Here is a 12,803-nt window from a genome sequence, read left to right as displayed (position 1 = left end):
CCGCCGATGAAACTTCTGTTTCGGTTGTGGATGAACTGGCTTGTGGCTCTAACTCTTTTTTACAAGAAGTAAATAAAATTGCGGCAAAAAAAGTGGTGGTAATTATCGGTTTGAGATTCATAATAGGAGTTTTAAATTTTTAATCGCTTCAAATATAATGGTTAATAATTGCTATAAAAAGAGATTAACAGTAAATAAATAAAAAAAACGGTTAGAATCTGGTTTAAAACACAAAACCGTAACTATCCAAACGATAATTACGGTTTTATTTTGTGGTCCCACTTGGAATCGAACCAAGCACCTACTGATTATGAGTCAGTTGCTCTAACCGAATGAGCTATAGGACCAAACTTGCGGTTGCAATATTACTACTATTTTCGGTTTGTTGCAACTATTTTCTATAAAATAATCAGCTTTTAAATAGGTACAAATACTTTTAAAATGCGTTATTTGATGTCTTGACACAACTCTATCAAAACACCGTTTGTGCCTTTGGGATGCAAAAAAGCAACTAATTTATTATCTGCTCCTTTTTTTGGAACCTCATTTAAAACCGTAAAACCTTCTGCTTGTAAACGTGTGATTTCTGCCGTAATATCCTCGACATCAAATGCAATATGATGAATGCCTTCGCCTTTTCTTTCTAAAAATTTAGCAATTGGACTCTCTGGATTTGTGGCTTCTAAAAGTTCTATTTTATTAGGACCGTTCATAAAAAAAGAGGTTTTTACACCTTCACTTGCAACTTCTTCAAACTTATAAGGCGCGGCTCCAAAAAGTTTTTCGAAAAGTGCGTTGGAAACTTCTAAATCTTTTACAGCAATACCAATGTGTTCTATTTTTCTCATAAGATAAATTTACAGCAAAGTTCGGAAAGTTTTTATAAAATGGTGCAGAACTTATTAATTCAGAGTAAGCAAATTTTTAATTAAACGATTCACTTACCCTTTTACTTTGCTAATTACTTATTGTTCTTTGCCTTATAGTACTAAACAATTCATAAATCAAGGATAAAATAGGAATCTGTAAAAGTTATTGCTTAAATTTGCACCGAAATTAGACAATCTAAAAAACGATACATGAGTTCTACAACAATGCCTTTTGTGGCTTTTAAAGTAAAAGATATTTCTCTAGCAGCATGGGGAAGAAAAGAAATTGAGTTAGCAGAAGCTGAAATGCCAGGATTAATGGCGCTTCGTGCCGAATACAAAGACGAACAACCCTTAAAAGGTGCTCGAATTGCAGGATGTTTACATATGACAATCCAAACGGCCGTTTTAATTGAAACTTTAATTGCTTTGGGTGCTGAAGTAACGTGGAGTTCATGCAACATTTTTTCTACACAAGACCAAGCTGCGGCTGCAATTGCTGCTGCTGGAATTCAAGTTTATGCTTGGAAAGGTTTGAACGAAGAAGATTTTGACTGGTGTATTGAGCAAACACTATTTTTTGGCGAAGACCGACAACCGTTGAACATGATTCTTGACGATGGCGGAGACTTGACTAATATGGTTATTGACCGCTACCCAGAATTGGTTGCTGGAATCAAAGGTTTATCTGAGGAAACTACAACTGGTGTTCACCGTTTATACGAAAGAGTAAAAGCAGGAACGCTACCAATGCCAGCGATTAATGTAAACGACTCGGTTACTAAATCGAAATTTGATAATAAATATGGTTGTAAAGAATCGGCTGTTGACGCCGTTCGTCGTGCAACCGACATCATGTTAGCCGGAAAAAGAGTAATCGTTTGTGGATATGGCGACGTAGGAAAAGGAACTGCAGCTTCATTTAGAGGTGCTGGTTCGATTGTAACCGTTACCGAAATTGACCCAATCTGTGCTTTACAAGCTGCAATGGACGGCTTTGAAGTAAAAAAACTAGACACAGTTATCAAAACTGCCGACATCGTCATCACGACAACTGGAAATAAAGACATCGTTTTAGGAAGTCATTTCGAGCAAATGAAAGACAAAACCATCGTATGCAACATCGGACATTTTGATAACGAAATTGACATGGCTTGGTTAAACAAAAACCACGGTGCTTCTAAAGTCGAAATCAAACCACAAGTAGACAAATACACTATCAACGGAAATGACATCCTATTATTGGCCGAAGGTCGTTTGGTCAACCTTGGTTGTGCTACAGGCCACCCAAGTTTTGTAATGAGTAATTCGTTTACAAACCAAACATTGGCTCAAATCGAATTGTGGAAAAACAGTGCGGCATACAAAAATGAGGTATACATGTTACCAAAACATTTGGATGAAAAAGTGGCAATGCTGCACTTGGCAAAACTAGGTGTAGAACTCGAAACTTTGCGCGACGACCAAGCAGCCTACATTGGAGTGCCTGTTGAAGGCCCTTTCAAACCAGAATACTACAGATATTAATATGAAGTAATTCCCGAAGCATTAGCCAATCTAAGCGACGGTAATAAAGTATTAAAACAAAAAACCTTGCAGCCCCAAGAATCGGGTTGCGAGGTTTTTTTGTTACTCCAAATTCAAAAAAAAGTAAAACCACTCCGGACATTAGCTCCTTTCAAATTTTGTTATTTGGGCGTTTCCCTGCGGGTCGGGTGTTTCGCTACAAACGAAGTTCACTGAACACCAATTAAAACAATATTGTAGTGAAGTAATCTTTTATGTGGCAAAAAAAAGCCACACAAAAGGATTTTCACTTCACCCCCTAACGCAAACACAGTAGCAATCAGACTCTATACAGAAATCACTTCATCACAATCTTAACACAAAATAAATTTTTAAGATACCAAAAGTCATACCTTTAAAAAAAGATAAAATGACACAAAGAAACAAAAAGCAGTTTGGCGTATGGATGGATTCGCAAAAAGCCACCATCATTGGTAAAGAAAATACAGCATCAGCAACATTTGAAGTTTTAAACCACATAAAAAACAGTGGCTCTGACGGAAATTCCAATGAAAATGCAGCACACAATCAGGAAATTGCTGCAACTCAAAAGTATTTTAAAGAAATTGCACAAATGATGCCAAACGTGGATGAAATCCACGTTACAGGTACAGGACAAATCCAACAACAGTTTATTAAATTCCTGGCCGAAACCGCTCAGTACAAAAATACAGTTGCGTCCGAAAGCACTTCCAATAAAATGAGTGATGAAGAAAGTATATCTTTTTTTACCAATCACTTCAATCAATAGCGCTTGTTAAAAAAGTCAATTAATTGATTTTAAATGATTTACTAAATTTTTAGCTGTATACTTATCAAATTCCGATAAAAAAAATAAAATTATTTTTGATATTTTTAACATAACATGTTGGTTGTATGATATTAAAGGTTACATTTGTACCATTATTAATTATTTTTATTATTACAATGCGTACAGGTACAGTTAAATTTTTCAATGAGTCTAAAGGTTACGGATTCATTACAGACGAAGAAACAGGAAAAGACATTTTCGTTCATGCATCAGGAATCAGAGCGGAAGAACTTCGCGAAGGTGACCGAGTATCTTACGAAGAAGAAGAAGGAAGAAAAGGTAAAGTTGCTGCTCAAGTAGTAGCTCTTGAAGACTAAAAATATATAGATTATTTTTATTACCTCGAAGGAGTAAAAGCGTTTCAGAAATGAAGCGCTTTTTTTATGGAAACGTTTTAAAACTTGATATTGATCTCAGATTGATGCTGCTGTAAAAAATCACAATTCTTTGGAAATCAAATATCCAGTGTAAACACAATAAATACCAAGTAAAACTAAGCCATGCCAACGCGCTATTTTTTTTGATTTCCCCAAAGCAAGTAACGCCACAACCAATACAGTGCCACCAATCAATATCAAAATATCTTGATTAAAATTTGTATTAAATACAATAGGGTTGATCATTGCACTTATTGGAATCACCAAAAGCAAATTAAAAATATTGGAACCAATTACATTTCCAATCGCAATATCACTGTTCTTTTTCATCGCAGCAACAACCGAAGTCAACAACTCCGGTAACGAGGTTCCGGCAGCAATAATTGTCAATCCAATAACTTTTTGACTCACCCCTAAATCACTAGCAATCACAATCGCATTATCCACAACCAACTTCCCACCTGCTACTAATCCAACCAGTCCGAAAACGATTAATGCAACAATTGCTGTATTTGATTTGGGCATAAACGTAAATTCTTCCGGTCGCTCCAACTTCATCTGATTAAAAATATAATAAAGAAATCCGCCAAAAAACAGCAACATTACAGCCGCATCCAACCGTGAAATACCGCTACTGGAACCCACAAAAAAGTCGTTTGCTAAAAGCATAAAAACAATGGCTACAAATAACGAAATAGGAATTTCTGCTCGAATAGTTGATTTTTGAACCGCAATAGGATACACCAAACTCGCAATTCCTAAAATAATAAATAGATTAAAATTGTTACTTCCTACAATGTTTGCCAAAACAATATCGGGTAATCCGTTGTACGACGCCATAAAATTTACAACCAGTTCAGGCGCGGAGGTACCAAAAGCCACAATAGTCAATCCAATTACTAAATCAGAAACCTTGTACTTTTTTGCCAATGACGAGGCTCCATTTACCAGCCAATTCGCGCCGTAAATCAATGCCACAAATCCAATGATGACTAAAGAAAAAGGCAAAATCATGTTCATTTGAAACCGTATTAAATTTAAATTCATTTGAAGTCCGAAGATAGGTCGAAGCCACTGTATTATAAAATGTTTAAGATGGATTTAACGAACAAACTCGAATTTTAAACAAAAGGCATTACCGAAAACAATTTCAATTTTAATGCAAAAAAACAAACTGGATGGATTATGGCGCATTTTTTACAAGATAGTTCTCCATCTCATTACTAATACTTAAATTTACTCCATGAATTTTCCTGACAAGTTAACCGAAAAACTAAATAAAAGAACCCAAAATAACGCTTTGCGACAACTGGGAAATAATTCAGGTCACACTGATTTTTCGTCAAATGATTATCTGGGTTTTGCACAGTCGAAAATCATTTTTGACGAAGTACACACTTTTTTAAACAGCAGGAACATGCACCAAAATGGAGCTACAGGATCTCGTTTATTAACTGGAAACCACAGCTTATACAACGAAACCGAGAGCCATATTGCCGCTTTTCACGATGCCGAATGTGCATTATTGTTTAATTCGGGTTATGATGCCAATGTGGGTTTTTTTAGTGCGGTACCGCTAAAAGGCGATTATATTTTGTATGACGAACTAATTCACGCGTCGATTAGAGACGGCATCCTCCTGTCCAATGCCACAGCCTACAAATTCAAACACAACGAGGTAGAGGATTTGGAGCGATTGATTCAAAAAGTAAAGTTCAAAACCAATTCGGAAATTTATGTAGTTACCGAATCTGTTTTTTCTATGGACGGAGACACACCTCCAATTTTAGAACTAACAAAAATTTGCAAACAAAATAATGCTTACTTCATAGTAGACGAAGCGCACGCTTTGGGGGTTTTTGGAAATCAGGGATCAGGTTTAATTCAACTATTGGATGTACAAAAAGATGTTTTTGCGAGAATCATCACTTTCGGAAAAGGTTTGGGTTGCCATGGCGCGGTAATTCTAGGAAGTGCCGAATTGAAATCCTACTTGGTCAACTTTGCCCGAAGTTTGATTTACACCACGGGACTTTCGCCTCATGCAGTTGCCACAATTCAAGTGGCCTACAAACAGTTGTACGAAAACCGCGAAAGTCGCGATCAACTGCGAAACAACATCAACACCTTCAACCAGCAAAAGCAATTATTGGGATTGAAACCCCTTTTTGTAAAAAGCAAATCAGCCATTCAATGTGCGATAATTCCTGGAAATGAAAAGGTAAAAACAATAGCCAATGATTTGCAAACAGCAGGTTTTGATGTAAAAGCCATTCTCTCGCCCACTGTTCCCGAAGGACAAGAACGCTTGCGAATTTGTTTACACAATTACAATACAGAAGCAGAAATCGAGGCACTTTTAAAAACACTTTCAAAAATGATTTTCTGAAAAAAATGCTATCCATAAATTTTACCGCATTCGCAACAAACTTTGATTTTTCTAGAATAAAATAAATAAATTTGTTTGTCGGGAATCCCACCCTACTTTCAACCCATAACTCACAAACCGCAACCCTAAAAAAATGAAACTATTTATTACAGGAATTGGCACCGACGTTGGAAAAACCGTGGTCTCCGCTATCGTCACACAAGCCTTAGAAGCCGATTACTGGAAACCCATTCAAGCAGGTGATTTGGATCATTCGGATACTCATAAAGTAAAAGCCTTCGTTTCTAACGATAAAACTACATTTTTCGAAAACAGCTATGCCCTAAATACGCCGGCTAGTCCGCATTATGCAGCAACAATTGATGGAGTCACAATCGATATTCAAAAAATAACAGAACCAAAAACTAAAAACCATTTGGTAATTGAAGGAGCGGGCGGACTTTTTGTACCTATTAATGACAAAGAAACGATTGCTGATTTGATTCGTCCCGACTATAAAGTAATCGTAGTGTCCCGTCATTATTTAGGAAGCATCAATCATACTTTACTCACCCTTGAAGCTTTAAAAAACTTAAACATCCAAGTAGCTGGAATTATTTTTAACGGACAAAAAAACGAAGCAACCGAATCCGTCATTTTGAGCAAAACCAACGTAAAATACATCGGAAGACTGGAACCAGAGCCGTACATCGATTCCAACGTTATCAACGAATACGCCGATTTGTGGCGCGAAAATTTACAGCAACTTTAATTTGCATGCATTTTTATACCACGGTTAAACCGTGGTCGCATTGTGTTAAAGCATTCTTCCGACTTTAGTCGGAATTCGTGTAATAAAATGAAATAAAATCTATCAAAATTTACTTCTTCTGTTCGTTCCGATAATTATCGGGCCTCGGGTGTATAATCTTGTCAAACTTTCAATTTTTAAACTCTTTCTCAAAATCCAAGCATTTTCATTAAATTTGTGTAAAATAAAACGTTATGATTACCGATATCAATGAATTAGATTTAAACAAAACTTATTCCTATGCGGATTATTTGACTTGGATGTTTCAAGACCGATTGGAATTGTTCAGGGGCAAAATATTTAAAATGAGTCCAGCACCAAGTATGTATCATCAAAAAGTTTCAAGGGACTTAACTATTATTTTAGGTAACAAATTTAAAAATCATTCTTGCAATCTTTTCGTGGCTCCATTTGATGTTCGTTTATTAGACTCGAAGAAATCTAAAAAAGACAGTGACGTGTACACCGTAGTTCAACCTGATTTGTGTGTGGTTTGCGATGAAGCTAAATTAGATGCTCGAGGTGCTATTGGCGCTCCAGACTTGATTGTTGAAATTCTTTCTCCCGGAAATTCCAAAAAAGAAATGACTTATAAATATGATTTGTACCAAGAAGCAGGCGTTTTAGAATATTGGATGATCAATCCAGACGACAAAACCATGCTCGTTTACGTACTCAAAAACGGTATTTTCGAAGGACAGAAACCATTAATTGAAGAAAGCATCGTTAAAAGTCCGCTGTTTCCACAATTGGATTTTACCCTATCAGAAATTTTTAATTGATTTGATTTTCCGTTTTTATTCCTTTAGTCTCTTTGTATCTTTGCAGCATGAATTTATCAGAAAGAGACCGCCAACACCTTTGGCATCCGTACACCCAACACAAAACCGCAGCACCAATTATCGGAATTGCAAGAGGGAAAGACGCATTACTTTGGGACGAAAACGGCAAGGAATACATCGACGCCATCGCCTCGTGGTGGGTTAACCCATTCGGACACTCCAACACTTTTGTAGCCGATGCTATTTACAAACAATTAACTACGCTGGAACACGTTCTTTTTGGTGGTTTTACACACGAACCTGCCGTAAAAGTAGCCGAAAAATTGCTTCCCATCTTGCCTTCCAATCAAAAAAAACTCTTTTTTTCCGACAATGGCTCGACAGCTGTGGAAGTTGCGATTAAAGTCGCCTTGCAGTATTTTTTCAACAAAGGCGAAAAGCGTACAACCCTAGTTTCTTTCGAAGATGCCTTTCATGGCGACACATTTGCCGCAATGGCAGCCAGTGGTATTTCGCTGTATACCCAAGCTTTTGAAGGAATGTTTGTCGATGTCATTCGCATTCCCGTTCCAACACCTGGAAACGAAGAAGCAAGTTATATTGCCTTGCAAAACGCAATACAATCCAAGCCTTGTGCCGCTTTTATTTTCGAGCCGCTCGTTCAAGGCGCCGCTGGAATGGTCATGTATTCGGCAGCATCGTTAGACCAACTGATCGAAATTTGCCAACAAAACAACGTCCTTACCATTGCCGACGAAGTAATGACAGGCTTTGGCAAAACCGGTAAAAATTTTGCCTGCGATTATTTGACCAAGCAACCCGACATGATGTGCCTCTCTAAAGCCTTGACCGCTGGCACCATTCCGATGGCCTTAACTACTTTTACCCAAGAATTGTTCGACGCTTTTTACGACAACGACATCAATAAAGCCTTGTTTCACGGACACACATTTACCGCCAATCCAACGGGTTGTGCCGCCGCATTGGCCAGTATGGAACTGCTCGAACAACCCGAAATACAAGACAATATCATTCGGATCAACAAGCAGCATTTGGCTTTTCAAGAACGGGTTCAAAACCATCCAAAAGTCAAAACCACCAGAGTGATGGGCGTCATTTTTGCCCTCGAAATCAAATCCGAAAATACCGAAAGTTACTACGGCACGATGCGAAACAAACTCTATAACTTTTTCATCAGCAAAGGCGTTATTTTACGTCCCGTGGGAAACATTGTCTACATTTTACCGCCCTACATCATCACTGACAGCCAGTTACAAAAAGTCTACTCAATCATTGAAGAAGCCATTGAAATAGTTTAATTTTGGAGCTTAATCCAGCTATTCGTTACAATCTTAAGGTTCCTCCCGAAGTGTCGGGACCGGAACCTTAAGGATTTCCACTTCTATCTGGGCTAGGAATTTACGTATCACCAGACCATTTTTATGTTGCAAGAACCCATTGCTATAACCGCTCTTTCCAGCCTTTCATCACTAGGAAAAAATTCCACCGAAGTCTGGAACAATTACCTGCAACCCAATCATTTTTTGCAACTGCAATCCTTTGGAAACGCAGTAGAATTTGCCGCGCCACTTTCACTACAAGCAAGCCAACTCATCGCCGAAATTCGCAACAGCGATAGTAAATACAAGTCACTCGATCCTTCGGTTTTAATGGCCATTTGGACTTCGCGCCAAGCGGTAAAGCAAGCCAATTGGCAAGACAAATCCGATTTCGGAATCAATTTTGGCTCGTCTCGTGGCGCAACCACTTTATTTGAATCGCATTTTCAAGAATTTTTAGAAACCGGAAAAGCCCAAACACTAGCTTCTCCAAGCACAACGCTCGGAAACATCTCGTCATGGGTTGCCCACGATTTACAATCTGTTGGACCGGAATTATCCCATTCCATTACGTGTTCTACAGGATTGCATGCAGTTTTAAACGGCATTGCATGGCTTCGGGCCGGTATGGCGGATGCATTTATAGTGGGTGGTAGCGAAGCACCTTTGACGCCGTTTACGATTGCACAGATGAAAGCGATGAAAATTTATGCTTCCAAATCGCCCACCGATTTTCCGTGTCGCGCTTTCGATTTCACCAAAACTAAAAACAGTATGGTTTTGGGCGAAGGTGCCGCAGCCGTTTGTTTGGAACTGGGAAAAAAAACCAATGCCTTGGCGTATATCACGGGAATAGGTTACGCCACCGAAATTTTGCAACACTCCGTTTCCGTTTCTGCCGAAGCCGAATGTTTCAAAAAATCGATGAAAATGGCGTTGAAAAATACCGCTCCCGAAAAGGTTGACGCCATCGTGATGCATGCTCCGGGAACGATCAAAGGCGATACTTCGGAGTACAAAGCCATCCAGCATGTTTTTGGCGAAAGCCTGCCGCTGCTTACCACCAACAAGTGGAAAACCGGTCATACCTTTGCTTCTTCGGGTTTATTGAACATGGAATTGGGCCTTTTGATGATGCAACACAATCAATTTATCGGAGTTCCTTTTGTAGAACAACAAGTGCAAACCAGGCCCATAAAAACCGTTTTGATCAACTCGGTAGGTTTTGGAGGAAACGCGGTGAGCATTTTGATGAAATTGGATGTTTAAATTTTCATCCGAACTATCAATTACTGGTAACCGCAAATGCGCAAATTAACTGAAAACAAATTTGCACATTTGCGGTAAAATTTTTTTTCCGATGTGAATCTGCAAGAAGCGCCTGAAATTTTGCAGCGCTCATTTTAAAAAGAAACTTAATCAGTAACCACCTCAAAACCATTAGTAATAAGTGTTTGCTTGTCTATCAATCCTTGACCCGTTGGCGGTGCAAGTGGGTTTTGACTTGATAAATCAATTGTTTTTCCTGGATTTGGATTTACTGTAGTTAATTTATTCAGTAAAGTGTTGATTTGATTTTCAGGCAATGCATTATCAGAACAATCAAAATAATAGCTGTAATTCAGATTCTGTGGATTTAGGACGGCTAACGCGGTTAGGTTAATTGAGGTCAACAAAGGATTGGATATCAAGCGAATAGTTGCCGCAGCTGTTACTAAAGAAGATAAATTGACAGAAGTTAACAATGCATTTTCTTCGATGTAAATACCATCGCAGGAGGTTACGGCTGGAAATGACAATGCGGTTACATTGGTATTGGATATTTCGAGCGCTGTGGGCTGGGACAATAAAGGCATTTCGATGGATGTTGTATGGCTATCCGAAATGGAAATGGCTCCAGACGCTAAGTTTGGAAATGATAGTGCAATAAGCTTATTATTTGCTAAATTAATGCCTTGGACTTGAGTTAGCGAACCAAAATTGATGGTTTGTAAATTGCTATTTTCAGAAATCTGAAAAACGGAGCCATTTTGCAAAATTGGAGCAGACAAAGAGCTCAATTGAATGTTTTCACTAACGGTAAGTGTAGCGTTTTCACCCATCGATTGTAATATCGGCATATTGATATTGATTAAACTTGGATTGCTTGAAATAACGAAATCCGAAAACACAGCAACCTTTGTAACTAAGGGCAAGTTTAAGGTCGTAATACCATTTCCAGTAATACGCATTTTCTTTGGAACGATTGTCAATGCATCCAAATTGATAGTGGCCAATTGAGGATTTCCGTCAACAGTAACCTCTTTATGTATTTTTGACACATTACTTAAAAGGACGGAGGTCAGGTTTGGATTATCACTTATATCAAGCGTTATCAAACTCGTCAAAACACTCAAATCCAATGTGGTCAATTGATTGGTGCCACTGATGATGACATTTTCTGTATTAGGCCCAGCTTGTGCTGCAATTACAGCCGCTGCTTCTTCATTGGTAATTTCGTCGGTTAAAATAATAGTGGTTTTTCCGATGTTTTTGCTACTTCCAGCATACAAGGCATACGGCACGCTCAAGAGTTGTCCGGTGCCCACAATCGTATAATTGGTTCCACCGGTTGGGTCGGTTTCTGTTTTTACAAAATAGGTTCCCGTTGCCCAATTAATTTGAGAAAAACTCCCTAAAACGGGTGTTCCACCACCAATTTCAAGACTCAAAAGTCCGTTTTCATTGGTAGTATTGTTCATTGTTTCAACATAAACCGCTTGTCCAGTTGGCGTGTCTTTCAAAATACTAATTTGAATACCAATTGCCGCATTGACAACCAAGTTACCTTCGGCATTTCTAATAACGGATTGGTAGCTCATTCTTTGAGGTATTTGCCCAAAAGAATTTGTACTAAATGCTAATGTGAGTAGTGTACATAAAATAGTTAGTTTTTTTTTCATTTAGTTTTTGATGATTTTAAAATTTTTAATCGGCTTATTTTGCATTAAAACGGCTAAAAAATAAATCCCTTTATTAAAATTTTTCAATGAAACAGCTGTTTCAGTCTGATGTATGTTTTGTAAAAGTAGATTTTTTCCTGTAACGTCAAATAGTTGATAGGCAAGGTCTTGCAAATTGTTATCCGCAATTTTAAGTACTAATGCGCCATCCGTTGGATTTGGATACACAATCATTTCTAATTGAATGGCTTCAAAATCAGATGTTCCAAGATTTTGAATTTCAAAAGGTTGCTGTACACCGTCGCTAACGGTATTTCCCGTTGGACTTTTGTACGAAATTTGACCCACCGAAAAACTTGCAGTACCGCCAGTTCCTGTTGCATTTCCGCCAGTGGCCACAACACTTTTTTGCGCAAAAGCGAAATTCAAAAGCAATAAAAATAAAATTGTCGTTATGTTTTTCATTTTAATTTTTCTCAAAATTAGTCAATTATTTTAAGAATCCACTTACTCTCATTTGTTTATGAAATGAAACTGCGTTATCCTGAATTTAGAACAAGAACAACCTGCTTTGCGAAATTTTTAATCTCGTGTATGCATTGGCAAGTCTCCGACCAAACCTATAAAAGTTTGACTCCTCAATTTGTTAGCGTTACAAATTCCCTGAAATAAAAAAAACCCTTCTTTCAGCAGCCGTTTTAAGTACCGGGATGGGACTTACAAGCTTGGTACGTGTAATTCGCTGTAAATCTATTACCACACTTTTTGCAATAATATTGCTGCTTTTTATTTTTGGTTGTACCATTTTTTACATTGCTATCCGAAAGTTTTGACGATTTTAGAAATAAGCATTGTAACTGCCTATAAACAGGTCAATATTTCAACTTTATGCTGAAAATAAGTCAGAACTGAATTCTAATTGCGGTTGAGATCTTAT

Annotated in this window: 12 protein-coding genes and 1 tRNA gene; 8 read left to right on the top strand and 5 right to left on the bottom strand. The window is 37.9% G+C overall.

The features are described from left to right. Positions 1-273 precede the first annotated feature (273 nt). Positions 274-347, bottom strand: a tRNA-Ile gene (locus ACIQ2X_RS07860). A gap of 99 nt (positions 348-446) precedes the next feature. Beyond that, the gene (gene mce / locus ACIQ2X_RS07855; RefSeq protein ID WP_396178378.1) at positions 447-848 is read right to left on the bottom strand and encodes a methylmalonyl-CoA epimerase; all 402 of its coding nucleotides are present in this window, start codon (positions 846-848) and stop codon (positions 447-449) included. Positions 849-1,079: 231 nt separating this feature from the next. Between mce and ahcY the strand changes: the two genes are divergently transcribed. From ahcY to ACIQ2X_RS07840, 3 genes are all read left to right on the top strand, one after another. Beyond that, a complete protein-coding gene (gene ahcY / locus ACIQ2X_RS07850; protein ID WP_396178377.1) occupies positions 1,080-2,396 on the top strand; it encodes an adenosylhomocysteinase in 1,317 nt (438 codons plus the stop codon). 409 nt (positions 2,397-2,805) lie between these two features. Further along, positions 2,806-3,186 carry a hypothetical protein gene (locus ACIQ2X_RS07845; protein ID WP_396178376.1) on the top strand — a complete coding sequence of 127 codons (381 nt, stop codon included), beginning with the start codon at positions 2,806-2,808 and terminating at the stop codon, positions 3,184-3,186. A 176-nt stretch (positions 3,187-3,362) separates the two neighbouring features. Next, a complete protein-coding gene (locus ACIQ2X_RS07840; RefSeq protein WP_026704702.1) occupies positions 3,363-3,563 on the top strand; it encodes a cold-shock protein in 201 nt (66 codons plus the stop codon). Positions 3,564-3,683: 120 nt separating this feature from the next. Here the strand turns inward: ACIQ2X_RS07840 and ACIQ2X_RS07835 are convergent, their stop codons facing one another. Continuing rightward, positions 3,684-4,643, bottom strand: coding sequence for a calcium/sodium antiporter (locus ACIQ2X_RS07835; protein ID WP_396178375.1), 960 nt, complete (start codon positions 4,641-4,643; stop codon positions 3,684-3,686). A 223-nt stretch (positions 4,644-4,866) separates the two neighbouring features. On the opposite strand from ACIQ2X_RS07835, the gene ACIQ2X_RS07830 reads away from it, so the two are divergent. The 5 genes from ACIQ2X_RS07830 (at position 4,867) to ACIQ2X_RS07810 (ending at position 10,193) form a co-directional block, all read left to right on the top strand. Continuing rightward, positions 4,867-6,012, top strand: a complete 1,146-nt coding sequence (locus ACIQ2X_RS07830) for an aminotransferase class I/II-fold pyridoxal phosphate-dependent enzyme (protein WP_396178374.1) — start codon at positions 4,867-4,869, stop codon at positions 6,010-6,012. A 133-nt stretch (positions 6,013-6,145) separates the two neighbouring features. After that, the gene (bioD, locus tag ACIQ2X_RS07825) at positions 6,146-6,763 is read left to right on the top strand and encodes a dethiobiotin synthase (protein WP_396178373.1); all 618 of its coding nucleotides are present in this window, start codon (positions 6,146-6,148) and stop codon (positions 6,761-6,763) included. Positions 6,764-6,996: 233 nt separating this feature from the next. Beyond that, complete coding sequence (locus tag ACIQ2X_RS07820; RefSeq protein WP_396178372.1) at positions 6,997-7,584, top strand: Uma2 family endonuclease; 588 nt, start codon at positions 6,997-6,999, stop codon at positions 7,582-7,584. A gap of 47 nt (positions 7,585-7,631) precedes the next feature. After that, positions 7,632-8,903, top strand: coding sequence for an adenosylmethionine--8-amino-7-oxononanoate transaminase (gene bioA / locus ACIQ2X_RS07815; protein WP_396178371.1), 1,272 nt, complete (start codon positions 7,632-7,634; stop codon positions 8,901-8,903). A gap of 123 nt (positions 8,904-9,026) precedes the next feature. Beyond that, positions 9,027-10,193 carry a beta-ketoacyl synthase N-terminal-like domain-containing protein gene (locus tag ACIQ2X_RS07810; RefSeq protein WP_396178370.1) on the top strand — a complete coding sequence of 389 codons (1,167 nt, stop codon included), beginning with the start codon at positions 9,027-9,029 and terminating at the stop codon, positions 10,191-10,193. Positions 10,194-10,339: 146 nt separating this feature from the next. Here ACIQ2X_RS07810 and ACIQ2X_RS07805 read toward each other — a convergent pair whose 3' ends face one another. Then, positions 10,340-11,866 carry a hypothetical protein gene (locus ACIQ2X_RS07805; protein ID WP_396178369.1) on the bottom strand — a complete coding sequence of 509 codons (1,527 nt, stop codon included), beginning with the start codon at positions 11,864-11,866 and terminating at the stop codon, positions 10,340-10,342. Next, the gene (locus ACIQ2X_RS07800) at positions 11,867-12,331 is read right to left on the bottom strand and encodes a T9SS type A sorting domain-containing protein (protein ID WP_396178368.1); all 465 of its coding nucleotides are present in this window, start codon (positions 12,329-12,331) and stop codon (positions 11,867-11,869) included. Positions 12,332-12,803: the final 472 nt, after the last annotated feature.

The sequence above is a fragment of the Flavobacterium sp. genome, assembly GCF_044368625.1.
GTDB lineage: Bacteria > Bacteroidota > Bacteroidia > Flavobacteriales > Flavobacteriaceae > Flavobacterium.
The sequence above is the reverse complement of the archived record's forward strand: the minus strand, read 5'-3'. Positions and strand labels throughout refer to the sequence as shown.

Excerpts from the sequence above, each read along its gene's own strand:
- mce (WP_396178378.1), bottom strand. The coding sequence starts at position 848 with ATGAGAAAAATAGAACACATTGGTATTGCTGTAAAAGATTTAGAAGTT.
- ahcY (WP_396178377.1), top strand. The coding sequence starts at position 1,080 with ATGAGTTCTACAACAATGCCTTTTGTGGCTTTTAAAGTAAAAGATATT.
- ACIQ2X_RS07845 (WP_396178376.1), top strand. The coding sequence starts at position 2,806 with ATGACACAAAGAAACAAAAAGCAGTTTGGCGTATGGATGGATTCGCAA.
- ACIQ2X_RS07840 (WP_026704702.1), top strand. The coding sequence starts at position 3,363 with ATGCGTACAGGTACAGTTAAATTTTTCAATGAGTCTAAAGGTTACGGA.
- ACIQ2X_RS07835 (WP_396178375.1), bottom strand. The coding sequence starts at position 4,643 with ATGAACATGATTTTGCCTTTTTCTTTAGTCATCATTGGATTTGTGGCA.
- ACIQ2X_RS07830 (WP_396178374.1), top strand. The coding sequence starts at position 4,867 with ATGAATTTTCCTGACAAGTTAACCGAAAAACTAAATAAAAGAACCCAA.
- bioD (WP_396178373.1), top strand. The coding sequence starts at position 6,146 with ATGAAACTATTTATTACAGGAATTGGCACCGACGTTGGAAAAACCGTG.
- ACIQ2X_RS07820 (WP_396178372.1), top strand. The coding sequence starts at position 6,997 with ATGATTACCGATATCAATGAATTAGATTTAAACAAAACTTATTCCTAT.
- bioA (WP_396178371.1), top strand. The coding sequence starts at position 7,632 with ATGAATTTATCAGAAAGAGACCGCCAACACCTTTGGCATCCGTACACC.
- ACIQ2X_RS07810 (WP_396178370.1), top strand. The coding sequence starts at position 9,027 with ATGTTGCAAGAACCCATTGCTATAACCGCTCTTTCCAGCCTTTCATCA.
- ACIQ2X_RS07805 (WP_396178369.1), bottom strand. The coding sequence starts at position 11,866 with ATGAAAAAAAAACTAACTATTTTATGTACACTACTCACATTAGCATTT.
- ACIQ2X_RS07800 (WP_396178368.1), bottom strand. The coding sequence starts at position 12,331 with ATGAAAAACATAACGACAATTTTATTTTTATTGCTTTTGAATTTCGCT.